The sequence below is a fragment of the Nocardia sp. NPDC055029 genome, from assembly GCF_053608525.1.
Map to the genome: position 1 here is coordinate 163810 of NZ_JBSGVQ010000009.1, position 23180 is coordinate 186989.

A 23180-nucleotide genomic window follows, 5' to 3' on the forward strand; every position below is an offset into this window, starting at 1 on the left:
CGCGAGCCAGGTCATCGCGGTGGTCTCGCACCCCTGAAACGACATCGCCGCGCACCGTGATGCTTTCGGTGCGCGGCGATCGGGGCGTTCAGGATCAGGGGAGCACCTGCGGGATGATCTGGGGTGCCGCGATGCCGACCGCAGCGCCGATGAGCGCGCCGATGAGGGCATTGGGCAGGCCGACCATCCCGACACACGGCAGGTACAGGATGACGGCGGTGATCGCGGGCACGCACACGATCGCGGCGAACACCATGCCGACCCCGGCGCCGAGGGCGGCGGCGTTCTGGACCGGGTCGGAGTTCTGCGCGGCCGGATTGGTGGCGATCGTCTTCAGCTCGGCTGCCCCGGCCTGGGTGACCTGCGGCGTCGCCTCGAGAGTGCGCCCGTCGGCGGAGATCTCGGTGGCCACGGTAATGGTGTTGCCGCCGACCGTGCCGAAGCTGGTCGGCACCTGGGCGATCGGGCTGCCGGCCGCGGATTCGACCGTCAGTGTGCCGTCCGGCCCGAGGACGAAGCGCCCGTCGTCGACGGTCGCCGTGACGGTGCGCAGGTCCGGCGTCACCGCGGTGCTGTAGCCGATCCCTTCGGCATTACCCACCGAGGACAAGCCCTGGGCGAAGCGCGCCTGCTGATCGGCATCGACCTCGGCCGAGGCCACACCGGCGAACGTGACAGCCACCGCTACCGGCAACACGGCAGCGAGCATCCGGCGTCCCACGCTGGAACTCGAGTTCTGGAACATATCGGAGAAACTCCCTCTCCGAATTCGCCCGAAGAATTCGACCCCCCGGGTGAATTCGACATTTCGTGGTCGATGAACACAACCTATTCGGACCGCCCGCCACGTTGGATGGATACCTTGCCCGCCCTATTCACCTCGGGCGAGTCGCGGAAGCCCTCGCAGCGGGCCGGATCGGAGCGCGGTAGCGGCGCAGGGCGATCCGCTCGGGTACGGGCGCAGGCCCGAGCGCGGCGACCAGCTCCCGGCGCCGCTCCGGCCCGATCAGTCGGCGATCGCGATAGGTGAGCGCGCCCTCGAGCGCCCAGAGCATCTCCAGGTTCAGGCCTTTCACTTCGGCCGCGCGCAGCCGCCGGTAGGTTTCGACGGCGCCGAGTTCGCTGAGATCGTCCAGCGAACGCACATCGGCATGGGCGAGCATCGCCGCGGCGGCGTGGCCGAGTTCGGCACCGCGTCCGTAGTAGGCGCGAATTCGCAAGTGCGCGTCGCCCCGAACGGATTCCGCCTCGTTCCAGACGGCGGCACGCAAGCCGTCCGGAGACGACGGTATTTCATCGCGGGCGAGGACGCGGGCCCGCGCCTGCCGGGCGACGCCGACCATTGGGCGAAATGCGCGAAAGATCTGGATTTCGCCGTCGTGGCCGCGATTCCATTCGTCCAGATATACGTGATCGGACCCATAGCCCGCGGAATCGAGTCGCGCCGCGCCGATCGCCCACGCGCGGCAGTCGTCGGGCGTCCGTGGGGTGAGCACAAGCATTCCGCGTCGGCGAGCGATGTCGCCCTGTGTTCGTCGATAATGCTGCCGGGTCGCCCAGCTGTCGAACGCCCCGGGTTCCAGCGTTCGGTCCAGTCCGAAGGACCGCCACCGCACCGTCCCCTCCGGATTCCCCCTCCGTACCCGGTGGCTCGATGCCGCAGCGGCCTGATCGTCGAACCGGGTGAACCATCCCGGCACCAGCGCGATGGGATCGGCGGGATCGGCATCGAACGGCGTCGGTAGCAGAAACTCCCGATCGATCAGCACTACCGTCCCAGGCCGAGCCTGATACGAAAGCCCCCACAACAACCGGGCCAGCAACTGTGCCCCGTGGTCGTCCGACAGCACGTGCCACGTGTCATGGAACCGATTCGTACTGAACCGAGCCCGCGTCCCCGGCCGCGGCACGATCACCGTTCGCACACCACGAACTCCCCGCACCGTATACCGATGCAGTTTCAACCCGTCTGCGATATCCCGGGCATTCTCCGGCCGCTGTCTTCTCATCCACCCAAGGAGGCCACATCGCCCAGCACCCGGGCAATCGCTTTTCCGGCCCGGGCGGGCTTGTCGGCGCCGTAGTGGGCTCGTCGTAACGGTTGGTGGCTGGTTGCGGGTGTCGGGGTCTCGAGCGGCCTACGCTCTGTTTCAGCAGTGGGATGGCCCGAACCGGGTTGCCGCCGGTTCACGACGAGCGAGGTGGTACCTGCATGGTCGACGGGGCGATTTCCGGGGGTGCTGATCAGTTCTCGGGTAGCCGACGGCTGCTGGCGGTCCTGCTGGCGATGGCGATGTTCGTCCTGGTCGTGGACACGTCGCTGATGAACGTGTCGATCTCGGCGGTGGTGCGCGACCTCGACACCACCGTCAGCGGTGTGCAGTCCGCGATCGCGCTCGAGGCGTTGGTGTCGGCGGCCTTCATCCTGATCGGCAGCAAAGTCGGCGATCTGATCGGCCGCAGACGCGCCTACGTGCTCGGCCTGCTCGGCTACGCGACCGGGGCGACCGCGATGACCTTCGCGCAGAGTCTGACCGCGGTGATCGTGCTGTGGGCCGTGGTCGGTGGTATCGGCGCGTCCCTGCTGTTGCCCGCCATGCAGTCCCTGGTGCACGGCAACTTCCACGGGGCCGCGCAGAAGAAGGTGTACGCACTCGTCGGCGCGGCGGCCGCGATCGCCGCCGCCGTGGGACCACTGCTCGGCGGCTTCGTCACCACCTACCTGTCGTGGCGCGTCGGGTTCGCGCTCGAGGTGGTGATCATCGCCGCCGTCCTGTCCGGTATCGGGCTGGTTCGCGACGTGCCCTACACCGGGTCGCGAGGAGTCGATGTGGTCGGTGCCGCGCTGTCGGTCGTCGGCATGGGTGGCATTGTGCTGGGGATCCTGGTGTGGCAGGAAGGTGGCGAGGCCGTCGCGGTCTTCCTGGTGGCCGGTGCGGCGGCGTTGATCGGGCTCGCGTACTGGCTGATCCGCAGGAAGCGGCGGGGCGAACCCACTCTGATGGATCCGGACCTGTTCCGGTCCAAGGCGTTCCGGCTCGGAATCACCGGGCAGATGCTCCAGCAGATCGCGTTGGGCGGCACGATGATCGCGCTGCCGATCTACCTGCAGATGGTGCTCGAGTACAACGCGATGCAGGCGGGCCTGTCGCTGGCTCCGTTGTCACTGAGCATGTTCGCCGTCGCGCTGCTCGCGGGGAAGGAGGCGGGGGCTCGGCGTTCGGCGCCGATCATCCGGTGGGGTTTCGTCCTGGTCACCGTCGGTATCGCGGTGCTCCTCCCGCTGGTGCCCCGCGCGGAGTTCGGGTGGGCGCTGCTGCCGCCGCTCGTCGTCGCCGGCGCGGGCTTGGGCCTGCTCGTCTCGCAGCTGAACAACTACACGCTCGCGCCGATCTCGGAGGAACGGGTCAGCGAAGCCTCGGGCACCAACTCCGCCGCCGGGTCGTTCGGGCTCTCGTTCGGGCTGGCGTTCGCCGGCGCGGTCATGCTGGCCACGCTATCGCTCACTTTCACCGCTATGGCGAAGTCGAGCGAGGTGCTCCCACCCGCAGAGCAGGAGCACGTCGCGCAGGTCCTCGAAGACGACGCGCAGGTCATGAGCAATACCGAACTCGAGTCGCTGCTAGCTGGTCAGCCACCGGCGATCCGCGAGGAGATCGTCCGGATCAACACCGACGCGCGGCCACTCGCGCTGCAGGCGGCGCTGCTCGTGCCGATCCTGGCCGGACTGCTCGGGCTGCTCAATTCGTTCCGGATGGTGCGCGAACCCGACGCACCGCCCGCAGCGCCGGGCACCACGCCCGGGCTGCACTGACCTCTCTGCCGTGACACTGATCGGTGTTACCGGTGTTCCCGTCCGGGTGGCGGCTAGGCGGGTGGTGCGACGGTGTCGGCCTCGGCGCGCAGCGCGGCCGCCTCGTCGGCGCGGCTCAGCTGAGCCAATCCGTCCGCTTGGGCGCGGAGCGCGAGAGCGAGCGCTTCCTTCATGCTCTGCCCGAGCTTCTCGACCTCGATCACCAGGTGTTTCGTGGTCGTCTTCGCCTGTGGCCGAGTCGCTTTCGCCACCAGCGTCGGGAACTTCTTGTCGAATCGCTCCGCGATCCAGCGCCGCCGTTCGATCTCCTCGGCCCGGATCACCACCGGCGTGCGACCGGTCGACAGCCTGGCCGGATCATCGTTCGGATGCTTCTTGTCCCAAGCGATTTCGCTGTCGACGTGATACATGGTGGCCCCGTTGGTGAGCATCCAGCCGCCGACCACCTCCGCGGCGACCGCCAGGTACATCACCACGCCGGCGAGCAGCGCCGCGCCGCCCGCGACCGGCCAGGTCCACCCCGACGGGTGCAGCTTCCACACCGCGACGGCGACCGTGCCGGCGACCGCGATCAGCACGAAAGACCAAGCGGCGAAGAGTATTCCGCGCCGCGATGGCATCGCCAGCGCCATCCATACCGCCCCGCGTCCCGCATCGGTGAACCCGAGCCCCGGCAGCATCAGAAAGATGAGCCACAGCTCCTGTCCGGTCCACAGCCAGATCGGCACTCCGATCGTCAACGCCAGCACGGTCCAGATGAGCGCCGCTCCCCAGCCTCCGGCATCCTCCCCACTGCTCATGCCTGGATATTCCCACCGGCCACCGACAGAAACCTCCGCCGCCGCGGAGACAAGTGTTAGACATAATGGGTCATTTGTCTTACATTGGAGTCATGAGTTCAACGACGTCTCATGCGGTAGGGTTCGAGCTTCGCTCCGGGGAAACCTGGCGTGACCCCTGGTCCATGTACTCCGCGCTGCGCGACCATGATCCGGTCCATCGGGTGATCCCCGCGGGGCAGGAAGCCGATGATTTCTACGTGCTGTCCCGCCACGCCGATGTGTGGGCGGCGGCCAGGGATCCTGAGACCTTCTCCTCCGCATCGGGGCTGACCGTGGACTATGTCGACCTGGCGGCGGCCGGCTTCGGCGCGGTCAAGCCGTTCGTCTTCATGGACCCGCCCGAACACACCGATTTCCGGCGTCGGGTGGCACCGGGATTTACACCGCGCCAGGTGAATTCGGTGGAACCCGCGGTGCGCAGGTTCGTCGTCGAGCGCATCGAGCGGCTGCGCGCAGCGGGCGGGGGCGACATCGTCGAGCAGCTGTTCAAGCCGCTGCCGACGATGGTGGTCGCCCACTATCTCGGGGTGCCGGAACGCGATCACGGCAAGTTCGACGAGTGGACCGAGAACATCGTCGGCGGCGCGGTCGCGGGCGCGGGGCTGGCCGCGGGCGACCAGAACGCCTTCACCGCGGTCGGCGAGCTGGTCGGCTACTTCACCGAGCTGATCGCCCGCCGCCGCGTCGAACCGGGCGACGACACTATCTCGCATCTGCTGGCCTCCGGTCTCGGCGAAGACGGCGACAACGAGGGCCTGATCGCGATCCTCGGCTTCGCGTTCACGATGATCACCGGCGGCAACGACACCACCACCGGCAATCTGGGCGGCGCGGTCCAGCTCCTCACCGCCAATCCCGGCCAGCGCGGGCTGCTCATCGATGACCCGTCGCTCATTCCCGACTCCATCGAAGAGTTCCTTCGCATGACCTCGCCGGTGCAGGGTCTGGCCCGCACCGCCACCCGCGATGTCGAACTGCACGACACGACGATTCCCGCAGGCAGGCGCGTGCTGCTGCTCTACGGCTCGGCGAACCGGGACGAGCGTGAGTTCGGCCCTACCGCAAGCGAACTCGACATCCGGCGCAACCCCAAGCGCATTCTCACCTTCAGCCACGGCCATCACCACTGCCTCGGCGCTGCCGCCGCCCGCATGCAGGCGCGCGTCGCACTCGAGGAACTGCTCGCCCGCTGCCCCGACTTCACCGTCGACCTCGATGCGGTGCGCTGGTCGCAGGGCAACTACGTGCGCTGGCCCGTCTCCGTGCCGTTCCAGGCGGTGGGCGCGTGAGTGGCGACTGGCTGGCCACCGACCGGGCCGATCTGGCCGCCGAGCGCATCCTCGACGCGGCCGCCGAACTGTTCGCCGAACACGGGGTGGCCGCGGTGGGGATGCGCGATATCGCCGCCGCGGCCGGGTGCTCCAGGGCGACCCTGTACCGCTACTTCGACAACCGCCACGCCGTGCGCATCGCCTTCGTGCACCGCGAGACCCGTCGCATCGTCGCCGACCTCGCCGAACAGGTCCGCGACATCGCCGACCCCGGCGAGCGCATCATCGCCGCGATGCTCGGCGCCATCGCGGCGGTCCGCGCCGACCCGCTGCTCATCGCCTGGTTCCGCCCCGGCGATTCGGGCACGGCGGGCCGCATCAGCCAGGACTCCGACGTCATCGAGTCCCTCGCCGCCGCCATGTTCGCCGACACCGACCTCAGCGACCCCGAACGCAGCCGCCTGGCCCGCTGGCTGACCCGCGTCATCGTCTCGTTCCTGGCCACCCCCGGCCGCGACGAAGCCGACGAACGCGCCATGCTCCGGGAATTCGTCGCGCCGATCATCACGCGCACCGCCCCCACCTGGGCGGACCGCTGATCGATCGGTCGAGCGTCAGGATCCGGGTCGCGTCTGCCCACCGATGTGCTCGGCGCCGGAGAATGCGCGTGGCTCCGGCATCGCGCACACCATCCCGTCGGACATTCCGGTCGGCTGCACACCCAGGCCTTGGTTGAGCCGGGCCCGCTGGTTCTCCCAGGCGATGGTCGCGGCCAGCTCGGTCAGCTGGGCCTTCGACAGGTGGGTGAGCAGGGTGTCGCGCAACTCGTCGATCTCGACCGCCGGAGTCGTCGTCATCGCCTCGGCGAACGCGATCACCAGCTTCTCCAGCTCGGTATAGGCCTCGCTGGTCCGATACCGGTGCAGGTCGGTGATCTGTTGCCGGGTCAGTCCGCTGGTATGCGCCATCGCCGATCCGATGTCGAGACAGAACTGACACGCCACCAGCCCCGCCGTCTTGAGCTCGGCAAGCTCTTTGAGCCGGGGATCGAGCTTGTTGCTGAACAACAACGCTGTCTCATAAGTCATGGTCGCGACCCCGATCTGCGGCCGCCGCCCGAGCCATCCGGCAAGATCGCCGCGATTGCGTCGGGCTTGCCCAATTACCTTGGTGTATCCCCTGATTCGCTTGACAACCCGCATCGATAACACCCCTTCGTGTCGACGATTCGCTCATCTACGAACCTACGCCGGTAGGTCGCCGAACCCCAGGGTGAACCGCGTCGCCTTTCCTCGGCAAGGCCGGGGCCCGACCCGGCCAACTAGAACGTGTTCTATATTTGAGGCAAAGTTCCGGCGATCCCTCGGGAGTCCAGATATGTACCAGTGGTCCGACGAAGACCTGATGTTCCGCGACGCTGTGCGCGGCTTCATCGCCAAGGAGGTCACCCCGCACGTCGACCAGCTGGAGAGCGGCGCGCTGCCGCCGTTCGACATCATCCGCAAGCTCTACGCCACCTTCGGCCTCGACGAGATGGCGCGGGAAGGGCTCGACAAGGCCATCGCCCGCGAAGAAGCGGGCACCACCGGCTCGGGCAAGTCGGGTGGCGGGTTCAGCGGTGCGGGCAGCATGGGCGTCATCCTCAACAGTGAGCTCGCCGGCGTCAGCCTGGGCCTGGTTGCCTCGATGGGCGTGAGCCTCGGCCTCACCGCGGGCACCATCCGCAGCCGCGGCACCCTCGCGCAGAAGAAGCGCTGGCTGCCCGAACTGGTCACCATGGCGAAGGTCGGTGCCTGGGCCATCACCGAACCCGATTCGGGGTCGGACGCGTTCGGCGGCATGAAGTCCTACGTCCGTCGCGACGGCGCGGATTACATCCTCAACGGCCGCAAGACGTTCATCACCAACGGTCCGTATGCCGACGTCACCGTCGTCTACGCCAAGCTGGACGAGGAAGACGGCACCGACCGCCGCGACCGCAAGGTGCTGACGTTCGTGCTGGACAAGGACATGCCCGGTTTCGTCCAGAGCCCCGCGTTCAAGAAGATGGGCATGAACTCCTCGCCCACCGGCGAACTGTTCTTCGAGAACGTCCGCATCACCCCCGACCGGCTGCTCGGCGAAACCGAGAACCCGGCCAAGGGCGACGGAAAAGACAGTGCCAAGGAATCTTTCGCGGCCGAGCGCATCGGCATCGCCTCACTGGCGCTCGGCATCATCAACGAATGCCACCGCCTGTGCATCGATTACGCCAAGTCGCGCAAGCTGTGGGGCAAGGAGATCGCGCAGTTCCAGCTCATCCAGCTCAAGCTGGCCGAGATGGAGATCGCCCGGATCAACGTGCAGAACATGGTCTTCAACGCCATCGAGCGCACCGCCGCCGGCGACAAGGTGACCCTCGCCGAGGCCTCGGCCATGAAGCTCTACTCCTCCCGTGCCGCCACCGAGGTGGCGATGGAAGCCGTCCAGCTGTTCGGCGGCAACGGCTATATGGCCGAGTACAAGGTCGAACAACTCGCCCGCGACGCCAAGTCCCTGATGATCTACGCGGGCAGCAACGAAATCCAGGTCACGCATATCGCCAAGGGGCTGATCGCCGGGTAGTCATTTTCGGCGGTTCGGGCTGGTAGTCCGCTCGTATACTCGGAAGATGCGAATCCACCGGGATGCCATCGCCGGCGCCGTCGTGGTCGCCGCCGCGGTCGTCGCCCTGGCACCCTCGGCTTCGGCCACGCCGTCCTCCGGCGTGACCGTCGAGCCGCTGGCGCAGGTCGATGCGAGCGGATTCAGCCCCTTCACCTGGTTGCCGAGCAAGGTCACCTTCCGGCGCATCACCATCGCGCCAGGGGGGTCACTCGGCTGGCATTACCACGACAGCAATGTCTTCGCTGTCGTGACCGCGGGCCAGGTGACGCGCTACGAGGCGGACTGCGTGCCGACGACGTACGCCGCGGGCCAGGGTTTGTCCGAGACTGTCGGCCCGGACCACGTACATACCGGAAGCAACCTCGGCACCGAGCCTGCCGAACTGTATGTCGCGTACGTCAACCGCGCGAACGAACCGCTCTTCGTTGACGCCCCGGCCCCGGACTGTCCGTAGCCGCATCGCGCCACCTGTGCGACCCGAACGGTTCGTGCGGCTCAGGCGCCGAGGCACGCTCCGGCGCCGCCTGCGGCGAGAGTTTCGGCGCTGCAATAGGCGGCCCGCGGGTAATACGGACCCATCGTGGTGGCCGGGTCGCTGCCGGAGTCCTGGGACGCCTGGACCGAATACGGATAGAACTCCGCGCTCGGGGTCATGTTCCGCAGGAACAGCACCTTGTCCACGTCGGTGCTGCCCCAGGGGATCACCGTCACGCCCGGGTCGAGGTTCGCAGGCAGGTCCGCGGGCGCGGCGACCACATAGGTGTAGTAGCCGGACTCGTCGAGCGCGGTCTGGAAGTCGGCCGCGCAGGCGACAACGGGATAGGGCGAGAGTAGGTCGTTCTGACACATCGACCAATACCGCACCTGCTGGCTCGGATCGGTAGGCGATTGCCCCGCCCGGGTATCCGGGAAGATCGGCGCCTTGCCGCGCACCACCAGCAGCCGCCCCTGCTGATAGCTGATGCGCGTTCCGATGTATTTGTTGTCGCCGTTCGGGAACAGCCCGGCGGTGCTCGCCGGGTTTCCGAACGTAGCCTCCGGCCTGTTGCCGGGGAACGCGCCCGACGCCGCAGCGGCGATCGCCCGATCGAAGGCGTCCTTGGCGACATCGGCGACCGGACCGGTGTAGTCGGCCGGGTTGAAGGGCTGCGCGCACGGCTGGCTCGGCACCTCGGCGCCCGCGACCGAGAGCTTCACCTCCGGCAGCGCGACGCCGCCGGTGAGCGAGGCAGGGTCGTCGGGAACATAGACGCGGACGATGGCGAACCCGATCGGCGTGCTCTGCCCACTCGCGACGGCCTGGAGCTCGTTGCGGCTGTGATCGGCCGGTCCGTTGACCAACCTGGCGTGCCAGCGCTGTTGCGACGCGGGCAGCGATGCGGCGGCGGCATCGATGTACGGGTTGGCGCTGCCCGGGTCGGCGACGATCTGGTTGTCGCGCAACGTGTCCACCGTGTCGAGGTCGGTCCCGTAGGTGTTCAGCGAGAAATACCGGGCGGCCGGATAGGAACCGGACAACTCGATCGAATCGCCAGGCCCCAGCGCGTAGGGCATCAGCCAGTACGTCGAGTTGGCGTCGGGGAACGCCACATTCAGCATGGTGCTGTTGGACATGAACCGCCACGCGCACAGCGGCGAGTCGGGCTGATCCGCGGACGCGGGCGCGGCGAACCCCACCGCACCCGAGACCATGGCCAGCACACAACCCATGCGGACGATCAAGGCCACCACCGAATGCATGCCGATCCCTTCGAGCTGTCGAAGAATCCACGCGTACAGGTCACCGCAGCCGAGCCCGAAGATCTGCCCGGCCGTCGGGACACCTTAGCGGACAGTGCCCCGCTGGGACTCGAACCCGGACTGCGCAGATTCGACGATATGCCGAGGTTCAGGAACCAGGCTCGACAATCGGCTCGAATCGGGCAACGAGCCACACCCGCTTGATCGAGCCTTCGGGGTTGGGGAAGCTCGGTTGCACCTCTCCCTCGCCTCCGTGATCCCGGAAACCGCTGATGGTCACCTGATACTCGGCACCGTCGACGCGGACGATATCGTGCTCGTCGACGATCGGCAGCTTGACCCGATCGTCCACGTCCCCGGGGACGTTGGGTGTCTCGTCGTGGCGGAAACGCAGGATGAACGTGTGGTCGAATCCTTCGTCCAGGAAGTCGACCGTCACCCGCAAATACACCCAGAACTGACTGTGCTGCACCACGACTCGGTGGTTGTAGTGGGTGAAGATGCCCAGGTTGAAGTTCTTGCCGTCCAGGCGCGCGTCGACGCCGGTGAGGCCGGTGAAGTCGTAGCCGCTCGGCTCGCCGTCTCCACCGGTGCCCCACCTGATGCCTGCCCTGACACCGCTGCTCGATACGGTGCCGGGTTCCCGCAGACCCTGAAACTGCGATTCGTCCACACTGACGCGCGTCCACACGCCCTTGGTATCGACCTTCCCCATAACAGCTAGCCCCCTTGCTGTGTGCGCGTCGACGACCTGTCGATCCGCGTATTCATCATCCCTTCTGCCTACCGGCCTGTCACCGAAATCGCTTGTGCAACAGACGAAAACACGCCGCGAAGGGTGCAAGCGTCTAATCGGTCGTGGCATCCGAATTCCGGCCAGGACCTGTCTTCGCCCGCACGGGTGCCTGCGGCGCAGATCCTGGACCCGTCGGTCACAGGGTCGCGCCGAGCCGGTGCGTGAACCCGAGCAAGCTCTCGGACTGGCGACGTTGCGCGGCGGCTATCCAAGTTCGCGATCGGACTCCCGCGCACCGCGCACCGCGCTCCTGGAAGAGTTGCCCGTGCCTACTGGGGATGCCTGACCCCGCTCTGGGGGTGGGGCGAAAGCCCATCGAACTGCATCGAAATGACGCCGCGACCCATCTACATGGGTCTTCTTGAGTGCCCCCACAGGGACTCGAACCCTGACTTGGCGGATTTTAAGTCCGCTGCCTCTGCCAATTGGGCTATAGGGGCGTCCCGGACAGCCTAGCGACTCGTACGGGTGTACCGGAATCGTGTCGGTAGACAAGGTCGGCCCGGCGTGTCGCCGATGACCGCGCCGGTCCGACCTTATCGCCGACGGTGCCGGTCAGTCGGTTGTCGGGGACTTCTTGCCGAGGATCGAGTGGCGGCGGCTGTAGGCGAAGTAGACGACGAAGCCGAGGACCATCCAGACGAGGAAGCGGATCCAGGTGTCCACCGAGAGGTTGACCATCAGCCACAGGCAGGACAGGACGGCCAGGATGGGGACGAGGGGGACCAGGGGGACGCGGAAGCCGCGGGGTAGGTCGGGGCGGGTGCGGCGCAGGATGATGACGCCGACCGAGACCAGGACGAAGGCGAACAGCGTGCCGATGTTCACCATTTCTTCCAGGGTGCCGAAGTCGACGAAGCCGGCCAGCACGCAGCAGACGATGCCGACGATGACGGTCAGGCGGACCGGGGTGCCGCGCGAACCGGTGTGGGCCAGCCAGCGCGGTAGCAGCCCGTCGCGCGCCATCGCGAACAGCACGCGGGTCTGGCCGAGGAACAGCACCATCACCACGGTGGTCAGGCCTGCCAGCGCGCCGATGGAGATGACGTTCTTGGCCCAGTCGACGCCGTGGATCGCGAAGGCCGTCGCCAGCGTGGCGTTCTCACCGGCCAGATCGGTGTAGGGCACCATGCCGGTGAGCACCAGCGACACCGCGACATAGAGCACGGTCACGATGAGCAGCGAACCGAGGATGCCGCGCGGCACCGCCTTCTGCGGGTTCTTGGTCTCCTCGGCGGCGGTGGCGACGACATCGAAGCCGATGAACGCGAAGAACACCAGGCTGGCCGCGGCGAGCAGGCCGTACCAGCCGAAGTTGCTGTCGCCCGCCCCGGTGAGGAACGAGAACAGCGACTGGTGCAGTCCGCTCGCGCCTTCTTCGGCCGGCTGCGACGGCGGGATGTAGGGGCTCAGGTTGGACGCCTTGAAATAGGTGATGCCGAGGACGAGCACCAGCGCGATGACGCCGAGCTTGATCGCGACCGCGATCGCCGACACCCGCGAGGACACCTTGGTGCCGATGGCCAGCAGCACGCCGAGCACCGCGATCAGCGTGACCGCACCCCAGTCGAAGGTGACCGAGCCGAGTTGCACGGTGGCGGACTCGAATCCGAAGACCGTGCCCAGATACTGCGACCAGCCCTTGGCGACGACCGACGCGGCGAGCGCGAATTCGAGAATGAGGTCCCAGCCGATGATCCAGGCGACCAATTCACCGAAGGTGGCATAGGAATAGGTGTAGGCGCTACCGGCGACCGGCACCGTCGAGGCGAATTCGGCGTAGCAGAACGCGGTGAGACCACAGGCGATCGCGGCGAACACGAAAGCCAGCGAGACCGACGGGCCGGCCACATTGCCCGCGGTGCGCGCGGTGAGCGTGAAGATGCCGGCGCCGACGACCACGGCGACACCGAAGATCGTGAGATCCCACGCCGTCAGGTCTTTGCGGAGTTTGGAATCCGGTTCGTCGGTATCGAGAATCGACTGCTCGACGGATTTGGTGCGAAACAATCCGCTGCTGCGGCCGGATGTTCGGCCTGCCTCTGGTGTGGCTTCCGGTGTCGGCACGGTCTTTCTCCTTCTGTGCGAACGTCTTCGGGGAGTACCCGGAGGCAGGTCAGTGCACGCCCTGCATGTGGCGCTTGATCCAGGGGGCGCAGGCGACCACGACGAGGCCTGCCGCGATGGCGGCGGCGCCGCTGATCCCGAAGTAGGCGGTCTCGCTGTCGGGGCTGTAGTAGCGGGCCAGGGTGCCCGCCATCGAGGTGCCGATACCGACCGAGAAGAAGTACAGGGCCATCATCTGGGAGCGGAACGCGGCGGGCGCGAGATGGGTGGTCACCGCGAGACCGATCGGCGAGAGCAGCAGTTCGGAGACGGCGAAGCCGCCGAGGATGACGAACACCGCGAGCACCGGGACGGTCTTGCCCTCGAATCCGCTCAGCAGCGCGAACAGCCAGAACGCGATGCCCATGCCGATGACGCCGAGCGCGAACTTGATCGGGGTGCTCGGCGCCCGGTTGCCGAGCTTGGTCCACATGAGCGCGAACAGCGGCGAGAGCGCGATGATCCACACCGGCTCGACCGAGCCGATCCAGCTCGCCGGCGCTTCCCAGCCGAAGATCCGCCAGTCGACGCGCTCGTCGGAGTACACCGCGAGCATGGTGAACATCTGCTGGAACAGTGACCAGAACACCGCGTTGGCGATGAACAGCGGGATGAAGGCGAGCACTCTGGTGCGCTCGACCGGGGTTACCTTGGCGCTGGTGAGCAGCACCCAGAAGTAGGCGATCGAGGCCAGCACGATGACGCCGGTGGTGACGTCGGAGAGATTGTCCAGCGTGATCAGCCCGGCCGCGACGGCCACCGCCACCACGGCCGCGGCGACGGCGACGCCGATCAGCACCGGGGTCAGCTCAGGGCGGGTGACCGGGTTGGGCACGTCACGGCCGTGGGTGCCCAGGTTGCGCCGGAAGATCACGTACTGGGTCAGGCCGAGCGCCATACCGACCGCGGCGGCGGCGAAGCCGACGTGGAAGCCCCACTCGCGCTGTAGTAGGCCGGTGAGCAGCGGTCCGGTGAACGCGCCGATATTGATGCCCAGATAGAACAGCGTGAAGCCACCGTCGACGCGGGCATCCGAGGGCGCGTACAGGGTGCCGAGCAGCGACGACGCGTTCGCCTTCAGCGCGCCGCTGCCGAGCGCGACGAGCACGAGACCGACACCGACACCGGTCAGCCCCGGCAGCACCGCCAGCGCGATATGGCCGGCCATCACCACGACGCCGCCGTAGAAGACGGTGCGCTCCATGCCCAGCACCCGGTCGGCAATCCAGCCGCCGAGCACGGTGGACAGATACACCAGGCCGCCGTACGCGCCGACGATGCCGAGCGCCGTGCTCTGGTCGAGGCCGAGCCCGCCCTCGGCGGTCGAGTAGTAGAGGTAGTAGCCCAGGATCGTGAGCATGCCGTAGAAGGAGAAACGCTCCCACAGCTCGACGCCGAACAGGTTGGTCAAACCGATCGGATGACCGAACAGGGTGCGTTCGGCAGCCTCGTCGGCGGGGCCTGGCGGGTCGCCGAGCCGCGTTTCTTCGGTAGACATACGGGAACGATCCCACGTCCAAACGGTGTACAGCAATTTTCCCGCATCGTCGCGGGTCCGGCGCGCCGTGCCGTCTCACCTCGGCAGAGCTCGGCGCGCGGCGGGCTCGCGCGCCAATTACGCTGGAGTGGCCCGACTCCCGCGACGGACGAGGAAATCAGACATGCTGACTGCCGAAGTCACAGTGCCGGTGGACCGCGGCGCGGCCTTCGCGACCCTGTGTGACGGCTGGCTGTACGCGAGCTGGGTGGTCGGCGCCTCGCATATCGGCCGGGTCGACCCGGACTGGCCCGCTGTCGGCAGCCGCATCCACTACCGATTCGGGCTGTGGCCGGTGCTGATCAGCGACACCACGGTGGTGCGGGCCGTCGACCCGCCGCATCGGCTGGAGCTGGAGGCGCGGCTGTGGTCGGTGGGATCGGCGTGGATCCGGCTGACGCTGGCCGAGGAGGAACCGGGCCACACCACCATCCGGATGACCGAGCGGGCTTCCGGCGGTCCGGCGCAGCTGATCCCCGGACTGGCCCAGGACCTCGTCTTCGCCGCCCGCAACCAGGAATCGCTGGAGCGGCTGGCGAATTTGATCCGCGCTCGCGCGCAGAAACCATGAGAGCCTCGATCGGATAATTGCAACCGGTCGGTTCGAAATATATGCCCTCAATTCCCGGAGTGCTGATTCCGGAGATCCGCACCGTGTGGGATACGGAATGAAAAGCCGAATTCGAATGTGCTGGAACGGAATTCGAATCATGTTTATCCGTCTTCCGCTATAGCGGGTGTATGCGGACCTGGTGGACTACTCTCTAGCCATCGGAAATGCGGAAATGATCGAACTCCGGGGGACTACGTGCTGCACATCGAGCACTTCGGCAATGGCTGGCTGAATCCGGTCCTCGCCTTTTGCCTGTCTTTCATCGGCTCGGTATTGGGATTGCGCTGCGCGGTGCACGCCAAAACATCGGCGGCGCCGATCGGGTGGTTGATCGCGGCGGCGGTCGCGATCGGCGGGGCCGCGATCTGGGTCATGCATTTCACGGCCATGCTCGGGGTCGGCATCGCCGGGGCGCCGATCCGCTACGACGTGCCGACGACGTTGCTGAGCGCGGTCATCGCGATCGGCGTCGTCCTGATCGGGCTGACCATCGTGACGCGGGGACGGCGGCAGTCGGTGTCGCTGCCGCTGGGCGGCGCGATCACCGGCCTGGGGGTGGCGGCCATGCACTACCTGGGCATGCGGGCCATGCGCACCGGGGCCGAGATCGCCTACCGGCCGGAGCTGGTGATGTTGTCGATCGTGATCGCGGTGGTCGCGGCCACGGCGGCGCTGTGGTTCCTGCTGCATGTGCGCGGATTAATCAAGACCGCGGGCGCGGCGCTGGTCATGAGTGTCGCGGTGTGCGGCATGCACTACACCGCGATGGCGGCGATGCGGGCGCGCCACAGTGCCGGAGTGCACGCGGTCGACGGGGTGGCGCCGGTGCAGTTGGTGCTGCCGTTGATCGCGACGGTCTCGCTGGTCGTCACCGGTCTGGTGATCGTGGTCGGGCTGGCCGAGCTGGACGTCGACGCCGAGAACCGGGCCGGACGCGCACCGCTCGGGCGCGCGTCCGGCGGCGACTGGCGAAGCACCGACCCGGCCAACCGGTCCGACGGCGGCGGGCAGTGGCCGCGGCGGAACTGACCGCCATGGACTACTGGCTGGGTTCGGGCAGCTGGCAGTCGTCGACCTTGGGGTTGACCCCCATGTAGTTCAACGGACCGGCGATCATCGTCACCGCGATGGTGCCCAGCGACGCGCAGTTCTGCTCACGATCGGTGAGATAGCCGCGCTGACCCGCGGCGATAACGCCGATCACCAGCCACACCAGCACCAGAATCGGAACGATGCGGGACAGATACATGATGTCTCCTCCGAGGATGGCAGGCCGGGGATCAGTACCAGTGGCGCCGGCCGCCGATCGGACGGCCCATGCCGCCGACCAGGGCGAGGACGACACCGATCACCAGCAGGATCACGCCGATGGTGGTCAGCAGCGAGATGCCGAGGACGAGTCCGAGGATGAGGAGAATTGCGCCGAGAATGATCATTGAGCTCACCTGTTCGGTATGGGATCTACGTCGGGATGTGCCGGGATAGGCCGCCACATCGGGCGTATGCCCCGTTATGCCGATCGGAAACAGGTATCGCTTGCGCGGGAACGGATCTGCCGAAGTCGCGCCCTGGTGCGGTCAGCGGGTCGTGGCGCCACGCCGGGACGCCGCCTCGTTGTCGGCGGTCATCCGGTAGACCGTGCGTTCCATGGTCGCCAGGATCCCGGTGATCGGCAGGGTGCCCGCGGCGAAACGGCCGATCAGGGCCAATGCCATATTGCCCAGGATCAGGCCGAGATCGTCGAGGTAGCCGGGGTCGAGGTCACGCAGGGCGACCTCGGCGACGGGCAGCACCGCGATCAGGCCCTGGCTGTCGAGGCGTTCGCCGCCGGGGCCGGTGCGGGCGTGGTGGTAGGCCTCGAGCATCTTGGGATTGCGCTCCCACGGCTCGAAAACGGTGCGCAGCAGCCGAGTCAGGCTGTCGCGGACGGATTCGCCGGGTTCGGGTGGGGTCACGTCCGCGTAGGCGTTGGCGTCCATCCACTGGTGCAGCGCGGCGATGATCAGCTCGTCCCTGGTGTGGAAGAGCCGGTAGATCTTGGCCAGCGAGACGTGGGCCTGCGCGGCGACGGTCCGTAGCTGGACGGCGTCGTAACCGTCGGTGGTCAGCAGGTCCAGCACCACCGCGATGATCTTCGCCGATGCGTCCGATTCCGGTCCACTGCCCACCGTTGAATGGTAGCGTCGCCCAGCGGTAACCCAGTTACCGCTGGATGGGGTCGGTGCACGCCTCGTCTGAACGAAGCGACACCCAATTACTGGCGAAAGAAAGGCGGCCCCGTTCGCGGGGCCGGCGACAACTCCATGACTCGTCTGTTCACTCCAACGGCCCGCCGCTACGGCCTCGCCGCGGTGGCGGTGCTGCTGATGCCGCTCGGCGCCGCCGCCGTGCCACCCGCGGCCGGTGCACCCGCCGCGCACACCGCCGACTGCCTTCCAGGCTCCCTGCCCGAAACCGGTCTGCAGGGCGACGTCCCCGCCGCCGACCGCGACAGCGGGCGCTCCCGCGACGGATTCCGTTGCAATATGCGGATGCTCGGCAGCTCCGCGGGTCGCGGCGGCGGCATCACCTCGGTGACCTTCGACCACTGCGCTTATATCGGGACCTTCTTCCCCGGCAACCTGCTCGGTCCCGACGAGGGGGTCAGGGTCCTCGACGTCGCCGATCCGTCCGCGCCGGTGCACACCACTACCCTCACCGAGCCCGCGATGCTGGCGGGAACCTGGGAGAGCCTGAAGGTCAATGCCGCGCGGAAACTGCTTGTCGGCGCGGGTGTTCCGGCGCTGACCGGCGCCGGCCTGCTCTCGGTCTACGACATCTCCGACTGCGCGCATCCCCGGCTGCTCAATCCGGGCACCGGCACCGATCTCGCGCTGCCGGTGCCGATCACCGCGCACGAGGGCGGTTTCTCCCCGGACGGCCGCACCTACTGGGCCTCGGGCACGGCGCCTGGCCTGCTCAGCGCGGTCGATCTGACCGATCCCGCCAACCCCCGGGTGATCTGGCAGGGCCTGCCGGGTCTGTCCATGCACGGGTTCGGCTTCTCGCCCGATGGCAATCGGATGTATCTGGCGAACAATATGGGCGGGCTGAAGATCCTCGACGTCGCCGCGGTGCAGCGCCGCGATCCCGAACCGCGCGTCCCGGAACTCGCCGACATGCCGTGGACCGACGGCTGGGCCACCCAGCATGCCGTCCCGGTGACCTATGGCGGGACGCCCTATGTGTTCGCCGTCGACGAGGCCGGTTCGGGCGGGGTGAAGCTCATCGACGTCTCCGACGAGCGTCGCCCCCGGCTCGCGCAGTCGATCAAGCTCGCGATCAACCTGCCCGAAAACCAGGACAGCATGGTCGCCTCGGCGTCGGGTGGCTCGCTGTTCGCCTACGACGCGCACTACTGCGCGGCCGACCGCCCGGTGGATCCGACCGCGCTGGCCTGTAGCTGGACCTCCTCGGGCATCCGGGTCTTCGATGTCCGCGACCCCGGCGCCATCCGCGAGATCGGCTACTTCAACCCGCCCGCCCGCACCGGCGAGAACGCCGGGCTGTGGAACTCGCCGCACGCGCTCGCCTCGATCATCGGTCCGCCGCTGCTGGCGGCGCCGGCGCTGGCCCAGTCGATGCTGCGGGGCGCCTTCGATCCCGCGCAGGCGCTCAGCTCGCGCACCGGCACACTGGCTTTCGGTGATCTGTCGACCGACTGGTGCTTCTCGCCGCCGGAATGGCGTGGCAATCAGCTGTGGACCACCTGCGCGGACAACGGCTTCCTCGCGCTGGAACTGGCGCCCGAGGTGTACACCCCGCCTGCCGACCAGTCATCGACCACCGGATCATGAAAAGGCACAGCGGATTCCGCGCGGCCGCCGTGGCCGGACTGATAGCGCTGCTGCTGGCCATGGGCGCCGCGCTGCGCCCATGGCTGCCCGTGGGCACGGTCGCCGCGGCGCCGGTACTGACCGCCACCGAGATCGGCTTCGTCCAGGACATGGTGGCGCACCACAGCCAGGCCATCGTGCTGGTCCAGCGTCTCGATCGGGGCGCCGACCCGTCGGTCGTCGCGCTGGCCGGGCAGATCGCCGACACCCAGCGCACCGAGCTGGGCATGCTGCTCGGCTGGTTGCGCTTGGCAGGCGCGCCCGTCACCGGCACCGAGACGATGGCGTGGATGCGGCCCCGTGGGGCCCATCGGCACGCCGGAGTCGATCTCGCCCACCATCATTCGACGATGCCGGGGATGGCGACGACCGCCGAACTCGACGAACTCGCCACCGCGCGTGGCGGCCGGGCCGAAGTCCTGTTCCTGCGGCTCATGCAGCGACACCACTACGGCGGCATCGAGATGGCCGCGGCGGCCGACGCGCTGCTCGACGGGGGAGAAGTCGAGCGAGCGGCCCGCGACATGATCACCGGCCAAGGCCGTGAAGCCGGTCTGCTCGGCCTGCTGCTCGACAGCCGCGCCTGAGCGTTCGGCTCGAAATACCGATTCCCCACCCCCGATGAAGGTTTCCCGAATGTCGAAGTTCACCCGCCGTACCCTGCTGACCGGTGCCGCCGCCGCAGGACTCACCCTCGCCACGGCAGGCACCGCCGCGGCGCGGCCCGGTATCGCCCTCCGCACCGGCGGCATCCCGCTCACCCACGAGGACCGCAGGGTCGTCGTGATCGGCTCCGGCTTCGGCGGCGGGGTGACCGCGCTGCGCCTGGCCGAGGCGGGCGTTCCGGTCCTGCTGCTGGAGCGGGGCAGGCGCTGGGCGACCGGCCCGAACGCCCAGACCTTCCCGCTGGCCACCCGCCCCGACAAGCGCCTGCTCTGGTACCGCTCCGATCCGGTGGTGTTCGGGCAGCCGCTGCTGTTCGAGCGGTACGCCGGTCTGGTGGAGGCGGTACCGGGCGCCGGGATGACCGCGTTGTGCGCGGCCGGCCTCGGCGGCGGCTCGCTGATCTACCAGGGCATGTCGCTGCAGCCGGCCCGCGAGGTGTTCGAGACCCACTTCCCGGCCGGGATGGACTGGGATCGGATGGACCGGGTGCACTACCCGAAGGTGGCCAGGATGCTCGGGCTCGCCACCGCGCCCGACGAACTGATCGCCCACCGGAACTACACCGCGGCACGGGTTTTCGCCGACCGGGTCCGCGGCGCGGGGATGCCGCTGTCGAAGATCCCGATGCCGATCGACTGGAACTACGCCCTCGCCGAACTGCGCGGGGAGATGACGCCGTCCTACACCAACGGCGACGGCGCGATGGGGGTGAACAACGGCGGCAAGCATTCCGTCGACGTCACCTATGTCGCGGCGGCCGAGGCGACCGGTCTGGTCGACGTGCAGACCCTGCACGAGGTCACCGAGATCGAGCGCGCCGCCGACGGCCGCTGGGTGGTGCGCGTCGACCGGGTCGACCTCGCCGGCACGGTGCTGGAGAACAAGGTCATCACCACCGGCGCGCTGGTGCTCTCGGCGGGCAGCCTCAATACCACCCGGATGCTCGTGCGCGCGGCGGCATTGGGGCACATTCCCGATCTGCCCGACGAGCTCGGTCGTGGCTGGGGCACCAATGCCGACCGGATCTATGTGTGGCGCAACGCGTCCGCCGGATTCGGTGCGGCGCAGGGCGGTCCGGTCGTGTACGGCAGCAAGAACTGGGACGACCCGAAGTCCGCGTTCACCGTCATCCAGGCGTCGATCCCGTCGCTGCCGGTCGACCCGGGCGCCACCATGCTCGTCGGCTACGGCGTCAGCACCGGTCGCGGCGAATTCGTCTATGAATCAGGCGCCGACATCGCGACCCTGCGCTGGCCCGGCGACGGTGACCGGGCGATCCAGGAGGGACACATCGGCCCCGCGGTACAGCGCATCGCGGGCCCCCACAGCGCGCTCATCGACACGAACGCGCTGTTCCCGTCCACCTGGCATCCGCTCGGCGGCGCCAATATGGGCTCGGTCTGCGACCTCGACGGCCGGGTGCTCGGCCAGCGTGGCCTCTACGTCATCGACGGTGCGCTGATGCCGGGCAACACCGCGGCCTGCAATCCATCGATGACCATCGCCGCGGTCGCCGAACGCGCGCTGGAGAATCTGGTCCGCACCGACGTGGGAACGCTCATCTGAGCGGGGTTCGGCGCGCCGCCGGAAGGGGCGCGCCGAACGCGAATCAGCCTGCGGAGCCGGGAATTCCGGGCAGGACGGCCGAGCCGGTCGACGGCGGGCGCGGGCCGCTGGAGCCGAGGTCGGCATCGAAGGAGCCGGTGCCGCTGCCGAAGTCGGCGTCGACCGAGCCCAGCGAGCTGCCGGTGGGCGGGCCGATCTCGACCGAACCCGAGGGGAGCAGGTCCCAATCGATACCGCCGACGGCGTTGGCGGTGCCGCCGGTGCCGAGCACGGCTCCCGCGGCGAGCACGGCCAGCAGGCCTGCCCGGGTGGTGGACTTACGGATGGACATGGGGTGATACCTCCGAGCACTTCGCTGTGATAGCGCTCATACAGTATCTGAAATAACGCAGTTTCATACCTGCGATGGCCGGCCGACTTCCATCTGCACGCGATAGCGGTCGGCGCGGTACCAGCTCTGGGTGTGCTCGATCGGCACCTCGGCGCTGAACGACACCCGGTCGAAATGCAGGACGGGAGCGCCCTTCTTGACCCCGAGCAGCATCGCGACACCGGACTCCGCGGCCTGGGCGTCGACGGTCTGCACGGCCCGCTCGATGGGGCGGCCGTAGCGGTCGGCGGTGGTCCGGTAGATCGAGCCGGTGAGATCGTGCGAGATCAGGCCGGGCAGCAGTTCGGGATTGAACCAGGCGTCGTCGACGCTGACCGGCTCCTCGTCGGCCAGCCGCAGCCTGCGCACGTGATAGGCGCGCGCGACCTGGGGCAGCCGCAGTGCGCGGGCGGTGGCCTCCGGCGGCACCGCTTCCTCGGCGACCAGTACCAGGGTGGTCGGCTGATGCCCGAGCGCGCGCATCTCCTCGGTGAACGAGGCGAGATGCAATCGCGACTGCACCGGCCGGTGCGCGACGAAGGTGCCCTTGCCGCGCACCCGCACCAGGTAGCCCTCGTTGACCAGCTGGCCGATCGCCTCGCGTACGGTGATCCGGCTGACGCCGTAATCCTGCATGAGATTGCGTTCGCTGGTCATCAGGTCGCCCGGCTGCAGCTCGCGCGTGCATTTCTGCAACAGGATCGCGCGCAGCTGTTCGTGTTTGGGCACTGCGCTGTCGCGCAGCGGTGCGGGCATGAGGGCGGCTCCTTCTCGCGAGCGGTGCACCGGTCCCTACTGGTCCTGTCCGGTGGTTCGAGAATACGCGACCGCGACCCATCGGCCCAGTGTCAATTCCCGCCGGAAGCGACGAAAGCCTCGCGCGCCGGGGGACGGCGCACAAGGCTTTCGGTGGAACCCGGTTCAGGAAAGCGCTCTGGCCTTCAGCCGTTCGAATTCGGCCTGGGTGATCGAGCCTTCGTCGAGCAGCTTCTTGGCGTCGGCGATCTGCGCCGCGGGACTGGTACCCGCGGTCTCCCTGATGTAGGAGTCCTGGGCCTGCTTGATCTGCGCGGCCTCCTTGCTCGAGCGCTCGGCCATGCCCTGGCCACGGACGATCAGGTACGCCAGCGCGGTCAGGAACGGGAGGAAGACTAAGCAGATGATCCAGATCGCCTTCATCCAGCCCGATGTGTTGTGATCCCGGAACAGGTCCCCGATGATCATGAACAACATCAGCAGGTAAGCGACAAAGGCGAAGCTCACAACGATGAGCCAGATAACTTCCCAGAATGACATGGCACACCTCGGGTAGAAGAGGGATCGATCGTCGGTTGCGGG

The 23180-nt window shown here is 67.9% G+C and carries 25 protein-coding genes and 1 tRNA gene; 10 read left to right on the forward strand and 16 right to left on the reverse strand.

All coding sequences use genetic code 11. The annotated features are described in order from the left end of the window. Positions 1-94 precede the first annotated feature (94 nt). Together ACWF9G_RS11565 and ACWF9G_RS11570 are read right to left on the reverse strand one after the other, a co-directional pair. Positions 95-745, reverse strand: coding sequence for a hypothetical protein (locus ACWF9G_RS11565; protein ID WP_452515009.1), 651 nt, complete (start codon positions 743-745; stop codon positions 95-97). A gap of 130 nt (positions 746-875) precedes the next feature. Next, positions 876-1769 carry a TfoX/Sxy family DNA transformation protein gene (locus tag ACWF9G_RS11570; protein WP_452515011.1) on the reverse strand — a complete coding sequence of 298 codons (894 nt, stop codon included), beginning with the start codon at positions 1767-1769 and terminating at the stop codon, positions 876-878. A 443-nt stretch (positions 1770-2212) separates the two neighbouring features. Between ACWF9G_RS11570 and ACWF9G_RS11575 the strand changes: the two genes are divergently transcribed. Beyond that, on the forward strand, positions 2213-3814 hold the full coding sequence (locus ACWF9G_RS11575) for an MFS transporter (RefSeq protein ID WP_452515013.1): 1602 nt from the start codon (positions 2213-2215) through the stop codon (positions 3812-3814). A 53-nt stretch (positions 3815-3867) separates the two neighbouring features. Here the strand turns inward: ACWF9G_RS11575 and ACWF9G_RS11580 are convergent, their stop codons facing one another. Continuing rightward, positions 3868-4614: a hypothetical protein gene (locus ACWF9G_RS11580; RefSeq protein WP_452515015.1), complete on the reverse strand. Its 747-nt coding sequence runs from the start codon at positions 4612-4614 to the stop codon at positions 3868-3870. Positions 4615-4706: 92 nt separating this feature from the next. Between ACWF9G_RS11580 and ACWF9G_RS11585 the strand changes: the two genes are divergently transcribed. After that, positions 4707-5945, forward strand: a complete 1239-nt coding sequence (locus tag ACWF9G_RS11585; protein WP_379304850.1) for a cytochrome P450 — start codon at positions 4707-4709, stop codon at positions 5943-5945. Further along, on the forward strand, positions 5942-6526 hold the full coding sequence (locus ACWF9G_RS11590; RefSeq protein ID WP_452515017.1) for a TetR/AcrR family transcriptional regulator: 585 nt from the start codon (positions 5942-5944) through the stop codon (positions 6524-6526). Before ACWF9G_RS11585 ends, ACWF9G_RS11590 begins: the two co-directional genes overlap by 4 nt. A 15-nt stretch (positions 6527-6541) precedes the next feature. On the opposite strand, the gene ACWF9G_RS11595 is transcribed toward ACWF9G_RS11590, so the two are convergent. Continuing rightward, positions 6542-7129 (reverse strand): carboxymuconolactone decarboxylase family protein, encoded by a 588-nt coding sequence (locus ACWF9G_RS11595; protein ID WP_452515019.1) that lies wholly within the window; start codon positions 7127-7129, stop codon positions 6542-6544. A gap of 175 nt (positions 7130-7304) precedes the next feature. On the opposite strand from ACWF9G_RS11595, the gene ACWF9G_RS11600 reads away from it, so the two are divergent. Continuing rightward, on the forward strand, positions 7305-8531 hold the full coding sequence (locus ACWF9G_RS11600; RefSeq protein WP_452515021.1) for an acyl-CoA dehydrogenase family protein: 1227 nt from the start codon (positions 7305-7307) through the stop codon (positions 8529-8531). A 46-nt stretch (positions 8532-8577) separates the two neighbouring features. Then, on the forward strand, positions 8578-9027 hold the full coding sequence (locus ACWF9G_RS11605) for a cupin domain-containing protein (RefSeq protein ID WP_452515023.1): 450 nt from the start codon (positions 8578-8580) through the stop codon (positions 9025-9027). 41 nt (positions 9028-9068) lie between these two features. On the opposite strand, the gene ACWF9G_RS11610 is transcribed toward ACWF9G_RS11605, so the two are convergent. From ACWF9G_RS11610 to ACWF9G_RS11630, 5 genes are all read right to left on the reverse strand, one after another. After that, the gene (locus ACWF9G_RS11610; RefSeq protein ID WP_452515068.1) at positions 9069-10304 is read right to left on the reverse strand and encodes a hypothetical protein; all 1236 of its coding nucleotides are present in this window, start codon (positions 10302-10304) and stop codon (positions 9069-9071) included. Positions 10305-10461: 157 nt separating this feature from the next. Further along, positions 10462-11028: a choice-of-anchor K domain-containing protein gene (locus ACWF9G_RS11615; RefSeq protein ID WP_452515025.1), complete on the reverse strand. Its 567-nt coding sequence runs from the start codon at positions 11026-11028 to the stop codon at positions 10462-10464. Positions 11029-11475: 447 nt separating this feature from the next. Further along, positions 11476-11549 (reverse strand) — tRNA-Leu (locus tag ACWF9G_RS11620). A 115-nt stretch (positions 11550-11664) separates the two neighbouring features. Then, positions 11665-13176 (reverse strand): amino acid permease, encoded by a 1512-nt coding sequence (locus ACWF9G_RS11625; RefSeq protein WP_379304870.1) that lies wholly within the window; start codon positions 13174-13176, stop codon positions 11665-11667. A 49-nt stretch (positions 13177-13225) separates the two neighbouring features. Then, positions 13226-14713, reverse strand: coding sequence for a peptide MFS transporter (locus tag ACWF9G_RS11630; protein ID WP_379304872.1), 1488 nt, complete (start codon positions 14711-14713; stop codon positions 13226-13228). Between the two features lie 163 nt (positions 14714-14876). Here ACWF9G_RS11630 and ACWF9G_RS11635 point away from each other — a divergent pair, with 163 nt between their 5' ends. Next, complete coding sequence (locus tag ACWF9G_RS11635; RefSeq protein WP_379304874.1) at positions 14877-15323, forward strand: SRPBCC family protein; 447 nt, start codon at positions 14877-14879, stop codon at positions 15321-15323. A gap of 233 nt (positions 15324-15556) precedes the next feature. Here ACWF9G_RS11635 and ACWF9G_RS11640 read toward each other — a convergent pair whose 3' ends face one another. Beyond that, positions 15557-15739, reverse strand: coding sequence for a hypothetical protein (locus tag ACWF9G_RS11640; RefSeq protein ID WP_379304876.1), 183 nt, complete (start codon positions 15737-15739; stop codon positions 15557-15559). Between ACWF9G_RS11640 and ACWF9G_RS11645 the strand changes: the two genes are divergently transcribed. After that, positions 15738-16394: an MHYT domain-containing protein gene (locus ACWF9G_RS11645; RefSeq protein ID WP_452515027.1), complete on the forward strand. Its 657-nt coding sequence runs from the start codon at positions 15738-15740 to the stop codon at positions 16392-16394. The two genes, ACWF9G_RS11640 and ACWF9G_RS11645, sit on opposite strands and share 2 nt — an antisense overlap. Before the next feature lie 10 nt (positions 16395-16404). Here ACWF9G_RS11645 and ACWF9G_RS11650 read toward each other — a convergent pair whose 3' ends face one another. The 3 genes from ACWF9G_RS11650 to ACWF9G_RS11660 form a co-directional block, all read right to left on the reverse strand. Further along, positions 16405-16614 carry a hypothetical protein gene (locus tag ACWF9G_RS11650; RefSeq protein WP_379304880.1) on the reverse strand — a complete coding sequence of 70 codons (210 nt, stop codon included), beginning with the start codon at positions 16612-16614 and terminating at the stop codon, positions 16405-16407. A gap of 31 nt (positions 16615-16645) precedes the next feature. After that, positions 16646-16801: a DUF6131 family protein gene (locus ACWF9G_RS11655; protein WP_378851436.1), complete on the reverse strand. Its 156-nt coding sequence runs from the start codon at positions 16799-16801 to the stop codon at positions 16646-16648. Positions 16802-16942: 141 nt separating this feature from the next. Next, positions 16943-17533: a TetR family transcriptional regulator gene (locus ACWF9G_RS11660; RefSeq protein WP_452515029.1), complete on the reverse strand. Its 591-nt coding sequence runs from the start codon at positions 17531-17533 to the stop codon at positions 16943-16945. A 135-nt stretch (positions 17534-17668) separates the two neighbouring features. Between ACWF9G_RS11660 and ACWF9G_RS11665 the strand changes: the two genes are divergently transcribed. The 3 genes from ACWF9G_RS11665 to ACWF9G_RS11675 are packed head-to-tail and all read left to right on the forward strand — an operon-like array spanning position 17669 to position 21472. Next, on the forward strand, positions 17669-19201 hold the full coding sequence (locus ACWF9G_RS11665) for an LVIVD repeat-containing protein (RefSeq protein WP_452515031.1): 1533 nt from the start codon (positions 17669-17671) through the stop codon (positions 19199-19201). After that, positions 19198-19827 carry a DUF305 domain-containing protein gene (locus ACWF9G_RS11670; protein WP_452515033.1) on the forward strand — a complete coding sequence of 210 codons (630 nt, stop codon included), beginning with the start codon at positions 19198-19200 and terminating at the stop codon, positions 19825-19827. The genes ACWF9G_RS11665 and ACWF9G_RS11670 overlap by 4 nt, the downstream gene beginning before the upstream one ends. A gap of 49 nt (positions 19828-19876) precedes the next feature. After that, complete coding sequence (locus tag ACWF9G_RS11675; protein ID WP_452515035.1) at positions 19877-21472, forward strand: GMC oxidoreductase; 1596 nt, start codon at positions 19877-19879, stop codon at positions 21470-21472. A gap of 43 nt (positions 21473-21515) precedes the next feature. On the opposite strand, the gene ACWF9G_RS11680 is transcribed toward ACWF9G_RS11675, so the two are convergent. The 3 genes from ACWF9G_RS11680 to ACWF9G_RS11690 all read right to left on the reverse strand — a co-directional run bounded on the left by ACWF9G_RS11680 (position 21516) and on the right by ACWF9G_RS11690 (position 23138). After that, entirely contained in the window at positions 21516-21803 is a 288-nt protein-coding gene (locus tag ACWF9G_RS11680; protein ID WP_379304890.1) for a hypothetical protein, read from the reverse strand. 63 nt (positions 21804-21866) lie between these two features. After that, on the reverse strand, positions 21867-22598 hold the full coding sequence (locus ACWF9G_RS11685; RefSeq protein ID WP_452515039.1) for a GntR family transcriptional regulator: 732 nt from the start codon (positions 22596-22598) through the stop codon (positions 21867-21869). 165 nt (positions 22599-22763) lie between these two features. Continuing rightward, positions 22764-23138 carry an SHOCT domain-containing protein gene (locus ACWF9G_RS11690; RefSeq protein ID WP_379304894.1) on the reverse strand — a complete coding sequence of 125 codons (375 nt, stop codon included), beginning with the start codon at positions 23136-23138 and terminating at the stop codon, positions 22764-22766. Positions 23139-23180 lie beyond the last annotated feature (42 nt).